The organism is Micromonospora sp. L32 (genome assembly GCF_052068055.1).
Taxonomy (GTDB): domain Bacteria; phylum Actinomycetota; class Actinomycetes; order Mycobacteriales; family Micromonosporaceae; genus Micromonospora; species Micromonospora purpureochromogenes.
This window is the reverse complement of the sequence record NZ_JBQHDD010000005.1, coordinates 549401-565682: the sequence shown is the minus strand read 5'-3', so window position 1 is coordinate 565682 and position 16282 is coordinate 549401. Positions and strand designations below refer to the sequence as shown.

The 16282-nt window shown below is 71.9% G+C and carries 11 protein-coding genes and 1 pseudogene; 7 read left to right on the top strand and 5 right to left on the bottom strand.

Annotated elements, in window-relative coordinates:
- Together ACTMTB_RS17365 and ACTMTB_RS17360 are read right to left on the bottom strand one after the other, a co-directional pair.
- Window positions 1–224 (bottom strand): annotated as a pseudogene (locus tag ACTMTB_RS17365) (C39 family peptidase); the annotation flags it as partial.
- A gap of 504 nt (window positions 225–728) precedes the next feature.
- The gene (locus ACTMTB_RS17360) at window positions 729–1451 is read right to left on the bottom strand and encodes a hypothetical protein (RefSeq protein WP_441146795.1); all 723 of its coding nucleotides are present in this window, start codon (window positions 1449–1451) and stop codon (window positions 729–731) included.
- A gap of 101 nt (window positions 1452–1552) precedes the next feature.
- Between ACTMTB_RS17360 and ACTMTB_RS17355 the strand changes: the two genes are divergently transcribed.
- Complete coding sequence (locus ACTMTB_RS17355) at window positions 1553–1933, top strand: ArsC/Spx/MgsR family protein (RefSeq protein ID WP_441146793.1); 381 nt, start codon at window positions 1553–1555, stop codon at window positions 1931–1933.
- A 15-nt stretch (window positions 1934–1948) separates the two neighbouring features.
- On the opposite strand, the gene ACTMTB_RS17350 is transcribed toward ACTMTB_RS17355, so the two are convergent.
- Window positions 1949–2128 carry a hypothetical protein gene (locus ACTMTB_RS17350; RefSeq protein ID WP_179806561.1) on the bottom strand — a complete coding sequence of 60 codons (180 nt, stop codon included), beginning with the start codon at window positions 2126–2128 and terminating at the stop codon, window positions 1949–1951.
- A gap of 31 nt (window positions 2129–2159) precedes the next feature.
- On the opposite strand from ACTMTB_RS17350, the gene ACTMTB_RS17345 reads away from it, so the two are divergent.
- The 5 genes from ACTMTB_RS17345 (at window position 2160) to pulA (ending at window position 10544) form a co-directional block, all read left to right on the top strand.
- A complete protein-coding gene (locus tag ACTMTB_RS17345; RefSeq protein ID WP_441146791.1) occupies window positions 2160–2816 on the top strand; it encodes a hypothetical protein in 657 nt (218 codons plus the stop codon).
- A 37-nt stretch (window positions 2817–2853) separates the two neighbouring features.
- Entirely contained in the window at window positions 2854–3243 is a 390-nt protein-coding gene (locus tag ACTMTB_RS17340) for a hypothetical protein (protein WP_441146789.1), read from the top strand.
- 186 nt (window positions 3244–3429) lie between these two features.
- Window positions 3430–4098: a cellulose binding domain-containing protein gene (locus tag ACTMTB_RS17335; protein ID WP_441146787.1), complete on the top strand. Its 669-nt coding sequence runs from the start codon at window positions 3430–3432 to the stop codon at window positions 4096–4098.
- Between the two features lie 103 nt (window positions 4099–4201).
- Entirely contained in the window at window positions 4202–4882 is a 681-nt protein-coding gene (locus tag ACTMTB_RS17330; RefSeq protein ID WP_441146785.1) for a cellulose binding domain-containing protein, read from the top strand.
- Window positions 4883–5045: 163 nt separating this feature from the next.
- On the top strand, window positions 5046–10544 hold the full coding sequence (pulA, locus tag ACTMTB_RS17325; RefSeq protein ID WP_441146783.1) for a pullulanase-type alpha-1,6-glucosidase: 5499 nt from the start codon (window positions 5046–5048) through the stop codon (window positions 10542–10544).
- Window positions 10545–10621: 77 nt separating this feature from the next.
- Here pulA and ACTMTB_RS17320 read toward each other — a convergent pair whose 3' ends face one another.
- Window positions 10622–12322 carry a hypothetical protein gene (locus ACTMTB_RS17320; RefSeq protein ID WP_441146781.1) on the bottom strand — a complete coding sequence of 567 codons (1701 nt, stop codon included), beginning with the start codon at window positions 12320–12322 and terminating at the stop codon, window positions 10622–10624.
- 302 nt (window positions 12323–12624) lie between these two features.
- Complete coding sequence (locus tag ACTMTB_RS17315) at window positions 12625–14106, bottom strand: aminopeptidase P family protein (RefSeq protein WP_441146779.1); 1482 nt, start codon at window positions 14104–14106, stop codon at window positions 12625–12627.
- Between the two features lie 110 nt (window positions 14107–14216).
- Between ACTMTB_RS17315 and asnB the strand changes: the two genes are divergently transcribed.
- On the top strand, window positions 14217–16178 hold the full coding sequence (gene asnB, locus ACTMTB_RS17310) for an asparagine synthase (glutamine-hydrolyzing) (protein ID WP_441146777.1): 1962 nt from the start codon (window positions 14217–14219) through the stop codon (window positions 16176–16178).
- Window positions 16179–16282 lie beyond the last annotated feature (104 nt).

Genomic DNA, 16282 nt, shown 5'->3' with positions numbered 1-16282 from the left:
TGTACGGAGAGGGCGTTGCGGGTGGCGGCGGGGCCGCAGTAGTAGAAGTTCGGCTGGGCCTCGTAGCGCACGTTGAGTTCCCGCTCGCCGTGCGACTTACGGTCGGCCTGCATCGACGCGGTGGGGGCGGCGTGCGCGGCGAGGGCCGGGCCGGCGATCCCACCGGCGGTAGCGGCAACACCGGCGACGGTCAGGGCGGTCTTGCGGATCAGATCGGTACGCATGAGGGTGCACCTTTCGATCAGGGGGATACGCGCACACCGCCGGGGGACGGCAGCGCGTGAAAGGAAGTCAAAGAAGGGGATTGCCCGGCGGCCGCACAAGAGGCTCTGCTCGGGTGTCCGGGGGATGTAACCAGCCCGGCGGGCTCCGCATTCCACGAGCCTCGGCCCGGGGGTCCGTCCGGGCGGGGGCCACGGCGGTCTGCCATGTACAACGACCCCGCCCCGCCACCCATTCCACCGACCCGGGTGACACCCTAGACTCCGACATCGCGGGCAAGCCGGACAGCTAGCCCCAGCGAACCACCCGAGTCAATCCGGGCATTCGGCGTCGAATAGGCGAAGCGGGACGGCGACCCGAGGCATACGACGATCGAGCGATATGCCTGTGAGGCATAAATATGACTCACAGGCATATCGCTCACTATGGCAAGTGGGGGCGGACGTAGCCGGTGGCCCGTACCTCGGCCTCGCGTCGACCGGGACCCCGCACCCAAGCCGGCCGCGTCAGGCGTCGCGCAGCAGCGCGACCACCGCGTCGCGGGCGGCGCGCACGGCGTCCCGGGACTGATCGGTGTGGTCCAGTGCGTCGAAGCCGTGCCGCCCGTCCGGTACGTCGAGGATCCGCACCGAACGGCCACTCGCCGCCGCGGCCGAGGTGAATGCCTCGATTCCGGCCAGCACCGGCGGCATGTCCCGACCCGCCCGGACCAGCAGGATCGGCAGGTCGCCGGCGGACGCCACGGCGTCGACCGGGTGGAACCGGGCCTCGACCTCCCAACCGGGCAGCGGCTCCAGCAGCGGATAGGTGCCGACCAGCCCGCGCAGCCACGACGGCGCGGCGCGCAGCCAGTCGCCCAGCAGCAGGCCGCCGCCGGAGAAGAACCAGAGCACCAGCCGGTCGGCGTCGACCCGGGGATCGGCGCGGACCTGCGCGACGGCCGCCGCGACGTCCTCGGCCGCGGCCGGGAAGCCCGTCAGCTCGTCCACCCGGTAACTGACGACCGCGGCGACGAGGCCCTGCTCGGCCAGGAGGGCGCCGTATCCGCGGTAGAGGAGCCAGTCGCGCGGGTCGGACGCGCCGGGTGGCAGCGGTGCGCCGTGGACCAGCACCACGGCGGACCGGGGTTCGTCACCCGCCGGCAGGTGCAGGTCCACCTGGCCGTGCCGCTCGACGGGGGCGGCCGGCGGGGACAGGACGAACGGTGTCCGGTCGAAGGGCGTCGCCATGCCCGGATGGTAGCCGCCGAGCCCCTGCTCCGACGCCCCGTCGACCGTCCACTCCGGATGAAATGGGACAGGTCGGCAGGTGGTCTGTCACCATGTCGGGCATGGAGATCTGGCACAACCCGTCCTGCTCGAAGTCCACCTGCGCCCGCGCCACTCTGGACGAGGCGCGGGTGCCGTACCGGCTGCGGGCGTACCTGGAGCAGCCGCCGAGCGCGGCCGAGCTGACCGAGGTGCTGCGCCGGCTCGAGGCGCGCGCGTGGGACATCTGCCGCACCGGGGAGCCGGCCGCGGTGGCCCGGGGCATGGCCGACTGGCCCCGCGACGACGCCACCGAGCCCCGCTGGATCGAGGCGATGGTGGCGCATCCGGAGCTCATCCAGCGGCCGATCCTGCTGCTCGACGACGGCAGCGCGGTGCTCGGGCGTACCCCCGGAGCACTCGACGAGGCGCTGCGCCGCGCCGCGGCCGAGCCCGAGCGCTGAGCCGCGCCCGCCGGGTCAGGCCTGCTCGCCGGCCGGCGTGCCGTTCCCCGCGGCCTGCGCGTGCCGCTCGCGCAGCCGGTCCCGGATCTCCTCCGGCGTGTACGACCGGCGGCGCCGCTCGGCGCGGGCGATGACCACGCCGGACGCCGCGACTCCGGCCAGGCCGGCCAGACCGAGTACCTTCCACCACCGCATCCGTTGCCGCATCGGCCTAGGGTAGACGCTCATGAGCATCAGCCTGGACGAGGCCGTCGACCTGACCCGTACCGGAGACCTGTGGGTGTTCCGTGGCCGGAGCGTGCCCGACCGCGCCATCCAGCTCACCACGAACAGCCCGGTCAACCACGTCGGCATGGCCGTGGTGCTGGACGACATGCCGCCCCTGATGTGGCACGCCGAGCTGGGCCGCTCGCTGCCGGACATGTGGACCGGCAACCACCAGCGCGGCGTGCAGCTGCACGACCTGCGCGACGCGGTCTGCGTCTGGGCCAACCGGTACGGCCAGCGGGCCTGGCTGCGCCAGCTCGACCCGCCCGCCGACGCGGCGATGGAGCAGGCGGTGCTGCGTACCGTCGCCCGGCTCGACGGCACGCCCTTCCCCTCCACCGCCCAGCTCGCCTGGCGCTGGGCGCGGGGCCGGGTGCCGCAGGTGCGGCTGCCGGGCCGCCGGGACCGCTCCGGGTTGCCGCTACCGGACCGGGCGCTGGAGACGGCGTACTGCGCCGAGGTGGTGGCGGTGAGCTACGAGGCGATGGGGCTGCTGCCGGCCGGCCGCCGTCCGAACTGGTACGACCCGGGTCGGTTCTGGAGCGGCGACGACCTCGACCTGGCCGGTCAGGCCAAGCTCGGCGCCGAGATCGAGGTGCACATCCCGCCGCGCTGAGGTTTGCCGACGCCCGCCGGCGGCAATTGGTGACGCCGTGAGAGCCTCCACCGATCTCGACACGCTGACCGACTTCTTCGACCGGTACGGCGTGGCGCTCACCGCCGGCGACGTACCCGCCCTCGCCGGCTGCTACGCCCTGCCCGGGCTGGTGGTCGCCGACACGTACAGCTTCTCCTTCAGCACGCTGACCGCCGTCGCGCTCTCCTTCGTCGGCGCCGCCCCGGACTACCAGGAACGGGAGCTGGTCGCGGCGAACGCGCTGATCGAGGACGTGCAGCCGGTCTCCGCGCTGCTGACCGAGGTGGCCGTGCAATGGGAGTTCCTGGACAGCCAGGGTCGGGCGGTGCCGGGCGAGCGGTACCGCTACCTGCTGCGCACCACCGAGGACGGTCCGGCCATCTGCACCGTCATCCGCGCGGCGTGACGCGACGGCTCTCGGGCGGCCGTTCGGTGGGCGGCGTCGGTGCGGGGCTGACCCGACCGGATCGGTCTCGTGCGGCCAGCCGTTTTCCGGCCCGTACCGGCCGGACGGACCGTACCGGGCGGGCCCTCTGCTGTCGGGCGTCCGCGCTGGCTAGGCTGGCGCGGCTGCTCCGACAAGGGGGACCTCATGTCCGACCGCTCGGCCCCACGGCCGGGGGCGCGATCCGCACCCGCCGTGCTGGCGTCGATGCCGTGGATCGTCGTGCTGCTTGGCGTCGGTCTGCTCGCCGTCCTGCTGGTGTTCGCCCTGCTCTCCTTCCGCGGACCGGAGCACGCGGCGGCGCCCGAGCCGGCACCGCCGATGTACCTGCCGAGGATGCCCGCCGTGACGTCGTCCGTGGCGCCACCGGCCGACGCCCCGCTGGTCGCCGTGGACGCCACCCCGTCGCGGACGGCCAGCGCCACCCCGTCGCCGCGGGCCAGCACCCGCCGGCCGGCCGCGACGCCGACGACCCGCGCACCGGCCGCCGGGTCCGGCCGGGTGAGCGCGGACTACCAGGTCACCTCCAGCGACCGGGACTCGTTCTCCGCCCGGCTGACGGTGCGCAACACCACCGGCGGGGCTCGGGAGTGGCGGGTGGAGCTGCTGTTCACGGGCAACGTCAAGTCGATCCGGGCGTCGTCGGACTCGGGGCTGTCGGTGCGTACGCAGGGCAGTGGCTGGTTCGTGCTGAGCGGCACCAAGCCCCTTCCGGCGGGGGAGAGCGCCGTGGTGTCCATGACGTTCGGCCGGACCGGCAGCGGTGACCGGCCGGGCCAGTGCACCGTCAACGGGGCGGACTGCACCATCGGCTGAGCGCCGGACGCGTCCGTACCATGAGGACGGTGCCGGCGCGCAGGCTTCCCGGCCCTGCCGATGGATGGCTACGCTCGCCCGACCGCACGGATGAGGGAGGGGCATGTCCGGCACGCGTCGCCGCTCGTCCCGGGCCGCCGCCACGGCGCTCGCCTCGTCGCCCTGGGTGCTGGTGGCCACCGGGGTCGTGGTGATGGTGGTGCTGCTGGTCGTCGCGTTGACCGTGTCCCGCGGCCACGAGCCGGAGACCGCCCGACCGGCTGACCTGCCCGCCACCATGGCGCTGCCCGACCTGCCGTCGAGCCCGCCGTCGCGAGCCCCGGTCGCCCTGCCCGCACCGGGCGCCCCGCAGCTCACCCCGCGCCGCAGCGATCCGCCGCCCAGCGGGCGCCCCGCGTCCCCCGCCGCGGGACGGGACACGCGACCGGAGTCGGCCCCGCCGCCCCCGCCCTCGCCCCCGTCGTCGGTCACCGGGCGATACCGGGTGATGGAGGCCTGGGACGACGGCTTCATCGGCGAGGTGCTGCTCGCCAACGCCGCCGCCGGTCCCCGCCCCTGGACGGTGCGCCTGGTGCCGCCGGCCGGCAGCCGCGTGGCCAGCTCCTGGGTGGAGGGTGCGCCGCAGGGAAGTTCCCGGATGTCCGACGGCGTCTTCACGTACACCAGTGGGGTGGACCTCGACGGCGGCGCGTCCGTGGCGCTGCGGTTCCACCTCGAACGCACCGGCGAGAACACCCGCCTGAGCGGGTGCGCCGTCGATGGCGCCGCCTGCGCCGGCCTCTGATCCACCCCCCTGTCCGGCGGCGCAGGGCGACCTCCCCGTGCGGCGGAACGACGGCGCGTTTCGCAAGGAGGCTGCTTTGTTGCGACCATGTTTGCAAGGTATTGCAGAATGTTTCGGCAAGAGCTAGCGTGCGGGCGAATCAGCGACCAGAGGAAGGCCGTCGATGAAACCCCCGCCGATATCTCGCAAGGCACTGCTCGCCTTGGTCTCCACCCTCACCCTCGCCCTCGTCGGCGTCCCGGTCGCCGTCAACCAGCTCGGCGCGGACGCCACCGACCGGACCCCCACCGTCGACACCCTGGCCGCGGCCGGCGCCGCCCAGTGGGGCGCCGAGCCCTCGACCGAGGCCCTGCTGAAAGCCGGCGCCGGCACGGGACGCGCCGAGCAGTTCTACTTCGTACTGCCGGACCGGTTCGCCAACGGCGACCCGCGCAACGACTCCGGCGGCCTCACCGGCGACCGCCTCCGCACCGGCCTGGACCCGAAGGACAAGGGCTTCTACCACGGTGGCGACCTCAAGGGCGTCATCGACAAGCTGGACTACATCCAGGGCCTGGGGACGACCGCCATCTGGCTCGCGCCGATCTTCAAGAACCGCCCCGTGCAGGGCAGCGGCGCGGACGTCTCGGCCGGCTACCACGGCTACTGGATCACCGACTTCACCCAGGTCGACCCGCACTTCGGCACGAACGAGGAGATGCGGAAGCTGGTCAAGCTCGCCCACCAGCGCGGCATCAAGGTCTACCTTGACGTCATCGTCAACCACACCGCCGATGTCATCAAGTACGGCGAGGACAAGTACGCGTACGTCGACAAGAAGACCTCGCCGTACACCGACGCGCAGGGGCGCGCCTTCGAGGACCGCAACTACGCCGACGGCACCCGGGACTTCCCGACGGTCACCGCGGACGCGGGCCCGTACACGCCGACCTTCGCCGCCCCCGCGGACGCCAAGGTGAAGGTGCCGGCCTGGCTGAACGACCCGACGATGTACCACAACCGGGGTGACTCGACCTTCGCCGGCGAGAACAGCGAGTACGGCGACTTCTTCGGCCTGGACGACCTGTGGACCGAGCGTCCCGAGGTGGTGCGGGGCCTGACCAAGGCCTACGGCGACTGGATCGCCAGCACCGGGGTCGACGGCTTCCGGCTCGACACCGTCAAGCACGTCAACCTCGACTTCTGGCCGCAGTTCAGCCAGGGCATCAAGCGGGCCGCCGACGCCGCCGGCAAGAAGGACTTCTTCATGTTCGGCGAGGTCTACAGCGCCGACCAGGAGGTGACCTCGACCTACGTGCGGCGCGGTGGCCTGCCGGCAACTCTGGACTTCTCCTTCCAGGAGGCCGCGCGCGGCTACACCGCCGCCGACGGCTCCGCCAAGGCCCTCGCCGACGTGTACGCCCGCGACGACCTGTACGCCGCCCGGGACACCGGCGCCAACCGGCTGACCACCTTCCTCGGCAACCACGACATGGGTCGGATCGGCTCCTTCATCGCCGCCTCCGGCGGTGACGACGCCACCCAGCTGCGCCGCGACCAGCTCGCCCACCAGCTGATGTTCCTCACCCGGGGCCAGCCGGTCGTGTACTCCGGCGACGAGCAGGGCTTCACCGGCCCCGGCGGCGACAAGGACGCCCGGCAGGACATGTTCGCCACCAAGGTGGCGGACTACCTCGACGACGACCTGATCGGCACCGCCCGCACCCACGCCGACGACCAGTACGACACCGGCCACCCGCTCTACCGCACCATCGCCGAGCTGGGCACGCTGCGCCAGGCCCACCCGGCGCTGCGTGACGGCATCCAGGTCACCCGGTACGCGGCCGACGGCGCCGGCGTCTTCGCCTTCTCCCGGATCGCCCCGGCCGACCGCACCGAGTACGTGGTGGCCGTGAACAACGCCGCCACCACGCAGTCCGTCTCCGTCGACACCTGGTCCGCCGGGACCGCCTTCACCGGCGTCTACGGCGGCGCGGCCACCGCCACCGCCGGCGCGGACGGCAAGCTCGGCCTGACCGTGCCGCCGATGGCGGCGGTGGTGCTCAAGGCCGGCCGGCCCATCCCGCAGGCCACCGCCGCGCCGGGCATCACCCTCAGCGCGCCCGGCGCCGACCCGGTCGCCACCCGGACCGCCGTCACCGCCCAGGTCACCGGCGACCCGCTGGCCACCGTCACCTTCGCCGCCCGGGTGCCCGGCGGCAGGTGGACGCTGCTGGGCAGCGCGCACACCGCCCCGTACACCGTCCACCACGACCTGACCGGCCTGCCCGGCGGGACGAAGGTCGAGTACAAGGCCGTCGTCCGCGACGGCAAGGGGCGGACCGCCGGCACCCGCGCCACCGGCGTGGTCGGCACCCCGGCACAGAGCGCCGCCCGGGACTGGGCGGTGGTGCACTACCAGCGTCCCGCCGGCGGGTACGACGACTGGGGCCTCTACACCTGGGGTGACATCGACCCGGCGTACGCCACCGAGTGGCCCAAGGGGCAGCCGTTCGCCGGTGAGGACTCCTACGGCCGGTTCGCCTGGGTCAAGCTCAAGCCGGGCGCGAAGTCGGTCGGCTTCCTTGTCGTCGACAAGAACGGCAACAAGGACGTCGCGAACGACCGCACCATCGACGTGACGCAGACCGGCGAGGTCTGGGTCAAGCAGGGCGATCCGACGCTCTACCCGACCCGGCAGGCCGCCACCGGCGAGCCCGACCCGGCGGTCGACGAGAGCACCGCGGTCATCCACTGGCGCAAGGCCGACAACAACTACGCCGGCTGGGGGCTGCACCTCTGGGACGGCGCCGCCAACCCGACCGACTGGTCCAACCCGCTCAAGCCGGAGAAGATCGACGCCTACGGCGCGGTCTTCCGGGTGCCGCTGGCCGCCGGCGCGACCGGGCTGAGCTACATCATCCACTCCGGTGACACCAAGGATCAGCCCGACGACCAGCGGCTGGACTTCGCCAGCGCCGGGCGTGAGGTCTGGCTGCTCGCCGGGGTGAAGGGCCGGCTGCTGCCGCCCAGCTCGTCCGGCCCCGCCCGGGACCTGGACATCACCAAGCAGAAGGCGCACTGGATCGACCGGTCCACCGTCGCCTGGCTGACTCCTCCGACCGACGGCAAGCAGTACGCCCTGGTGGCCGCCCCGGCCGGCGGGCTGAGCATCGCCGACGGCGAGCTGGCCGGGACGTACACCTCGCTGCCGCTGCGGGCGCAGCGCAACGGGCTCACCGAGGCCCAGCGCGCGGCCTTCCCGCACCTGTGGTCCTACCGCAGCTTCACGCTGGACCGGGCCGACCTGGCCAAGGTCCCGGCGGCGCTGCGCGGGCAACTGGTGGTGACCGAGCGCGACGCCGAGGGCGTGCTGCTCGGCGCGACCGGCGTGCAGATCCCGGGCGTGCTCGACGACGTCTACGCCCGGGCCACCGACGCCCGGCTGGGCGCCACCTTCGCCGGCCGGGTGCCCACCCTCGCAGTCTGGGCGCCCACCGCCCGGACGGTGTCACTCCAGCTCTTCGACTCGCCCACGGCCGAGCCGAGGACGGTGGCGATGAGCCGCAACGACCGCACCGGCGTCTGGTCGGTGCGCGGCACGAAGGCCTGGGCCGGCAAGTACTACCGCTACCAGGTCGAGGCGTGGCAGCCGGCGGCGCAGAAGGTGGTCACCGCCGCGGTGACGGACCCCTACTCGGTGGCGCTCGCGCCGGACTCGACACACAGCCAGATCGTCGACCTGTCCGAGGAGGCGCTGGCCCCGTCCGGCTGGGCGAGTCTGCGCAAGCCGCCGGCGGTGCCGGCGTCGAAGGCGCAGATCTCCGAGCTGTCGGTACGGGACTTCTCAATCGCCGACGCCACCGTGCCGGCGGAGAAGCGGGGCACCTACCTCGCCTTCACCGACCCGAACACGGCCGGCATGAAGCACCTGAAGGCGCTCGGCGACGCCGGGGTCAACTACCTGCACCTGCTGCCTTCGTTCGACTTCGCCACCATCCCCGAGCAGCGGGCCGCCCAGCAGCAACCCGACTGCGACCTGGCGAAGCTGCCGCCGGACTCCGACCAGCAGCAGGCCTGCGTGGCGAAGGTCGCGGAGAAGGATGGCTACAACTGGGGGTACGACCCGCTGCACTACACCGTGCCGGAGGGCGGCTACGCCGTCGACCCGGCCGGGGCGAAGCGGACCACCGAGTTCCGGCAGATGGTCGCCGGGGTCAACGGCGCCGGGCTGCGCGTGGTGCTGGACGTGGTCTACAACCACACCTCCGCCTCGGGCACCGACCCGAAGTCGGTGCTCGACCAGGTGGTGCCGGGCTACTACCACCGGCTGCTGGAGGACGGCAGCGTCGCCAACTCGACCTGCTGCGCCAACACCGCGCCGGAGCACGCCATGATGGGCAAGCTGGTGGTGGACTCCATGGTCACCTGGGCCAAGGCGTACAAGGTGGACGGCTTCCGGTTCGACCTGATGGGTCACCACCCGAAGGCGAACATCCTGGCCGTGCGGGCCGCGCTGGACCAGCTCACCCCGGCCCGCGACGGCGTGGACGGGAAGAAGATCCTGCTCTACGGCGAGGGCTGGAACTTCGGCGAGGTCGCCAACGACGCCCGGTTCGTGCAGGCCACCCAGGCCAACATGGCGGGGACCGGCATCGCCACCTTCAACGACCGGCTCCGCGACGCGGTGCGCGGCGGCGGTCCCTTCGACGGCAACCCCCGCATCCAGGGCTTCGCCTCCGGTCTCTACACCGACCCCAACGGTGACACCGTGAACGGGACGGCGGCCGAGCAGAAGGCGCGGCTGCTGCACCACCAAGACCTGATCAAGGTGGGGCTCGCCGGCAACCTGCGGGGCTACCGGTTCACCGACTCGTCGGGCCGGCAGGTCACCGGCGCCCAGGTGGACTACAACGGCTCGCCGGCCGGCTACACCGCCGCGCCGGGTGAGGCGGTCACCTACGTCGACGCGCACGACAACGAGATCCTGTACGACGCGCTGGCGTACAAGCTGCCGCAGGGCACCTCGGCGACGGACCGGTCGCGGATGCAGGTGCTGGCGTTGGCGACCACCACCTTCGGGCAGGGGGCGGGCTTCGTCACCACCGGCTCCGAGCGGCTGCGCTCGAAGTCGCTGGACCGCAACTCGTACAACTCCGGTGACTGGTTCAACCAGATCCGGTGGGACTGCGCGCAGGGCAACGGGTTCGGCGCCGGCCTCCCGCCGGAGCAGGACAACAAGGACAAGTGGCCGTACGCGAAGCCGCTGCTGGCCGACCCGAAGCTGGTGCCGGACTGCGCCGCGATCAACCTGGCCGACGCCCGGTACGCGGAACTGCTGCGGATCCGGGAGTCCTCGCCGGTGTTCGGGCTGGCCACCGCCGGCCAGGTGCAGCGGCGCGTCGCCTTCCCGCTCTCAGGCGAGAACGAGACGCCGGGCGTGCTGACCATGACCCTGGACGCCCGCGGGCTGGACGGGACGTGGAAGTCGCTGACCGTCGTCTTCAACGGCACGCCGGAGACGGCGAAGCAGACGGTGACCGGCCTGCGGGGTGCGGACGTCGCGCTGCACCCGGTGCTGATGAACTCGGCCGACCCGGTGCTCCGGACGGCCTCGTTCGACCGGGCGGCCGGCACGTTCACCGTGCCGGCGCGCAGTGTGGCGGTCTTCGTCCAGAAGTGACCCCATGACGGTCCGGCCCCCTGCCACCGAGGTGGCAGGGGGCCGGACCTGTGTGTGGATCCCGAGCTGACCGGCGGTCAGTTGAAGCAGTCCTTGACGGTGCCGGCGCAGTTGGTGGGGTCGTTGTTGGTCACGGTCGACTTGTCGTCGAGCTCGGTGCCGGCCTCGTCGCGGCCCTGGAAGCGCGGCCAGGAGTCCTTGTCCTTGCCGTGGTCCTTGCCGTGGTCCTTGTCGTGGTCCTTGTCGTGGTCCTTGTCCTTGCCGTGTTCCTTGCCGTGGTCCTTGCCGTGGTCCTTGCCGCGGTCCTTGTCGTGGTCCTTGTCGTGGTCCTTGTCCTTGTCGCGGCCGTTGGCGATGCCGCCGCCGTTCTTGCCGGCGGTGTTGTTGGCGATGCGGGACTCGCGGCGCTTCTTGTCGGAGTCGTCCCTGCCGTCGGCCGAGCCACCCTGGCCGTCGGCGGACTCGCCCTTGTCCTTGTCCTTGTCCTTGTCCTTGTCCTTGTCCTTGTGGTCCTTGTTCTCGTCGCGGGCGGACTCGCCCTTGTCCTTGTCCTTGTGGTCCTTGTCCTCGTCCCGGGCGGACTCGCCCTTGTCCTTGTCCTTGTGGTCCTTGTCCTCGTCCCGGGCGGACTCGCCCTTGTCCTTGTCCTTGTCCTTGTGGTCCTTGTCGTCGCGGGCGGACTCGCCCTTGTCGTTGGAGAACCAGTCCTTGTGGTCGGAGGATCCGTTGACCTTGAGGACGCCGACGTTGAAGATGCCGCCGCCGCTCTCCCGGGCGTGGTTGTTCTCCACCTCGCTGTCCTCGAGGTCGACCCGACCGAAGTTGGCGATGGCGCCGCCGTTGCCCTCGGCGTTGTTGCGGGTCAGCGTGACCTTCTTCAGGTGCGCGCTACCGCCCCGCTCGACCAGCAACGCACCACCGTCGGCGTCACCGTCCTTGCGGTCGTCCTTGCGGTCATCGTCCTTGCGGTCACCGTCCTTGCGGTCACCGTCCTTGCCGTCACCGCGGCCCTGCGGGCCACCCGGTCCCTGCGGGCCACCGGGAGCCGCGGCGGGGCCGAAGGCCGGTCCCTGGGGACCACCCGGTCCGCCCGGCCCACCCGGTCCACCCGGCCCGCCGGGTCCGCCGGGTCCGCCGGGCCCGCCGGGGCCCTGGTCGCCGTACTTGAACTCGGAGGCGTTGCCGCCCTTGAGCGTGAGGTCCTTCAGGGTCAGGTCGCCGCCCTCGGCGACCCGGAACAGCCGGAACGTCTGCTCGGAGTCCCGCTTGATCGTGGAGTCCTCACCCTTGATGGTGATCTCCTGCTTGATCGTCGGCAGGCCCGTGCCGGACTTGCGGTCGTAGCCGTCCAGCTCGTAGGTGCAGTGCGGGGCCAGCTTCAACGTGCCACCGTGATCCCGGTTCGCCCGGTCGACAGCCTCGATCAGCTTCTCGTCGTCACACGGCACCTCCCGCACCCGACCGTGCTCGTCACGATCCCGGTCCTTGTCCCGGTCGCGGTCGCTACCGGCCCGGTCGTCGTGTCCCTTGCCCTTGTCGTCGCGCTTGTCGGAGTCCGGGCCCGCATCGCTGACGTTCTGCTTCGGCGCCGCCTGCGAGTCGCTGGCCCGCTGCGGGTCGTCGGAGTTGTCGTTGCGGGCCGCCAGCCCGCCTAGTGCCGCCAGGCCGACGACGCCGGTCAGGCCGGCCACGCCGGTGGCGACCCACAGCTTGCGTCGCCTAGTCGACGACAGGGCCGAAGGGGCCCCGCCGTCGGGAGTCGTTAGGTCGTTGGACATCAGAGCCTTCCGCCCTTTCCTGCTACCAGACGGGCTCGTACCACCTGAGCGGTACGAGCAGCTACAAATGGGTTGCAGCCTGTTATCCACACCGTATGAGAAGGATCCTCGCGACGCGGACGTATCTGAGAAAACCCCGCATTTCCCTCACATTGGTCGGGTGGGTGCAGCGGGGTGCAGCGGGGCGCAGGTCGTGAAGAAGGTGGTGAGCAGCGCAAACAGCGGCGGGCCCCGCCACCGGTGCCGCGACGACGGAAACGTCGCAGACACCGGCGGCGGGGCCCGCCGGGGGTCGTACCGGGTCAGCCGGGCAGGCGCGGACCCGCCTCACGCTGCTCGGCGAGCCAGGTCTCCACCTCGTCCGAGCGGCGGGGCAGACCGGCCGACAGGTTCACCGCGCCGGTCGCGGTGACCAGGATGTCGTCCTCGATCCGCACGCCGATGCCGCGCAGCTCCTCGGGGACCAGCTCGTCCTCGGGCTGGAAGTACAGCCCCGGCTCGACGGTCAGCACGTAGCCCTCGCCGAGCGGGCCGTCGCGGTAGTGCTCCTTGCGCGCGTTGGCGCAGTCGTGCACGTCGATGCCGAGCATGTGGCTGGTGCCGTGCAGCGTCCACCGGCGGTAGACCGTCGACGCCGGGTCCATCGCCTCGTCCACGCTCACCGGGAGCAGGCCGAGGTCCTTGAGCGCCTCGGCGAGGACGCGCATCGCGGTCAGGTGGACCTCCCGGAACGCCACCCCGGGCTTGATGATGTCGATGCCGGCCTGCTGGGCGGCGTACACCGCGTCGTAGACCTGGCGCTGCAACGGGGTGAACCGGCCGTCGACCGGCAGCACCCGGGTGACGTCGGCGGTGTAGAGGTTGCGGTTCTCCACGCCCATGTCCATCAGCAGCAGCTCACCCGGACGGGTGGCGCCGTGGTTGTGCACCCAGTGCAGGATCGTGGCGTGCTCGCCGGCCCCGACGATCGAGCCGTACCCGACGTCGTTGCCGTCGTGCCGGGCGCGCAGCGCGAAGATCCCCTCCAGCAGCCGCTCGGAGACCCCGCGGTCGGCCGGCAGCCCTCGGGCCACGTCCTCGAAGCCGCGTACGGTCGCGTCGACGGCGTCCTGGAGCTGGGCGATCTCCCACTCGTCCTTGACCAGCTTCAGCTCGGAGATCGCGATGGCCAGCTCGCGGTCGCGGGCCGGCTGGCCGTCGGCGCGGGGGCCGTCCCAGGGCCGCACGGCCGCGTCCACCCGGGCGTCGAAACCGCGCAACACCCGGGTACGCCCCGGCGCCAGCCCGGCCAGCGCCGCGTCCAGCTCGGTGAGGTCCTCGGTCGGCAGGCCCAGCTCGGTCGACTTCTCCGACAGGGTGTGCCGCCGGCCGACCCACAGCTCGCCGTGGCGGCTGCGGAAGAACTCGTCGGTCTTCCGCGAGGACCGGGGCCGCATGTACAGCGTGGCGTCGTGCCCGGAGCCGTTCGGGCGCAGCACGAGCACGCTGTCCGGGTCGTGGTCGCCGGTCAGGTAGACGAAGTCGCTGCCCGGCCGGAACGGGTGGTCGGTGTCGTTGGCGCGTACCTTCTCGGTGCCGGTCGGGATGACCAGCGTCTCGCCCGGGAAGGCCGCCGAGAGTGCGGCCCGGCGCTTGGCGTGGTTGGGGACCTCGGGGCGCGGGCCGACCGGCAGCGTGGTGTCCCGCCAGCCCTGGCGCATGAAGTCCAGGAACGCCTGCGGGAAGTCCGGGTCGTGCGACTCGGTGCCGTCCGCCGGCTTTCCGCTCGTCCGGTCCTCGGTCATGGTCCGCTCCCTCCGCCTCGTTGCTGGTCCAGACGGTACCCGGCCGGTCCCGGCCGGAAGAGCCTGCGGTGCCGCGACGGCCGCTTCACACGCGTGGAAAGATGACCACCATGTGCGGACTCCTGGCCTTCTTCAGTGCGCGCGGCGACGCCGCCGCTCACCGCGACAACATCGCCGGGGCGTTGGAATGCCTGCACCACCGCGGCCCGGACGAGACCGGTGTCGAGGTGGTCGGGGACGCCTCCGGCCGGTACGCGGACGGGGTGTTCGCGCACAAGCGCCTGGCGATCATCGACGTGGCCTCCAGCCACGAACCGCTGCCGTACGCCGACGGCCGCTACCTGCTCACCTTCAACGGTGAGATCTACAACTACATCGAGCTGCGCGACGAGCTGGTGCGCACCTACGGCGCCCAGTTCGCCACCGCCGGCGACGGCGAGGTGATCGTCGCCGGCTACCACTACTGGGGCGAGCAGGTGCTCACCCGGCTGCGCGGCATGTTCGCCTTCGTCATCTGGGACCGGCAGGAGCGGCGTGCCTTCGGCGCCCGCGACTACTTCGGCATCAAGCCGCTGCACTACCTGGAGACCGCCGACGGGCTCTACCTCGCCTCGGAGAAGAAGGCGCTGCTGCCCTTCGCGCACTCGAACTACGAGGGCGACGCCGGCATCGACACGGCCAGCCTGAGCCACTACCTGACCCTCCAGTACGTCCCGGAACCCGGCACCCTGCACAAGGGGATCCGGCGGATCGGCTCGGGGGAGTACCTGACCTGGAGCCCGGGCGGGCGCATCGACGTGCGCCGGTGGTACCGCCCGGTGTTCCGGCCCGCCCCGGTCACCGACGAGCAGCGGCTCTACCAGGAGATCCGGGAGACGCTGCGGGAGAGCGTCCGGATGCACATGCGCTCGGACGTGCCGGTCGGCTCGTTCCTGTCCAGCGGGATCGACTCGACCGCGGTGGTGGCCCTGGCCCGGGAGTTCAACCCGAACATCCTCACCTTCACCGTCGGGTACGACGTGCCCGGCTACTCCGAGATCGACGTGGCCCAGGAGTCGGCCCGGCACCTCGACGTGACCACCATCCCGACCAAGATCGGGCCGCAGGACATGATCGACGCCCTGCCGAAGATCGTCTGGCACCTGGACGACCCGGTGGCCGACCCGGCGCTGGTGCCGCTCTACTTCGTGGCCAAGAAGGCCGCCGAGCACGTCACGGTGGTCCTCTCCGGCGAGGGCGCGGACGAGTTCTTCGGCGGGTACACGATCTACCGGGAGCCGCTCTCCCTCGGCGCGGTCAACGGTCTGCCGGACGGGGTGCAGAAGGGTCTGCGCGCGGTCTCCAAGGCGATCCCGCAGGGGGTCAAGGGCAAGAGCTTCCTGGAGCGCGGCACCACTCCGATCGAGCAGCGCTACTACGGCAACGCCCGGATGTTCACCGAGGAGGAGAAGCAGCACCTGCTGCGCCGCTACGACCCCTCGGTCCGCTACACCGACGTGACCGCGCCGATCTACGCCGAGTGCACCGAGCTCGACGACGTCACCAAGATGCAGTACGTCGACCTCTACACCTGGCTGCGCGGCGACATCCTGGTCAAGGCCGACCGGATCTCGATGGCCCACTCGCTGGAGGTGCGGGTGCCCTTCCTCGACCGGGCGGTCTTCGACGTGGCCGCCGGCATCCCGGTCGACCTGAAGCTCCCGCCCCGCTCGGACGCCACCAAGTACGCCATGCGCCAGGCGTTGCAGGGCGTGGTGCCGCCGGCCATCGTCAACCGCAAGAAGCTGGGCTTCCCGACCCCGACCCGGGTCTGGCTGCGCGGCGAGATGTACGAGTGGGCCCGGCACGTGCTGGCCACCTCCGGCGCGGGCGACCTGATCGACCTGTCGTACGCGCTGCGGCTGCTGGACGAGCACAAGCGCGAGGAGGCGGACCACTCCCGCAAGGTGTGGACCGTGCTGATCTTCTGCATCTGGCACGCCATCTTCGTGGCCAAGACCCTCGACCCCGGCATCCAGCGCAACCAGTCCGCCCTGCTCACCAAGCCCGTGGTCGGCTCCATGGTCCGCTGACGGCCGGGCCCGGCGCGCCCGGGGCGCGCCACCGCCGTTGATCAAGAGGTTTGCGTCGACCGGAGTCCGCTCCGGCGACGCAAGCCTCTTGATCGTTTCAGCGG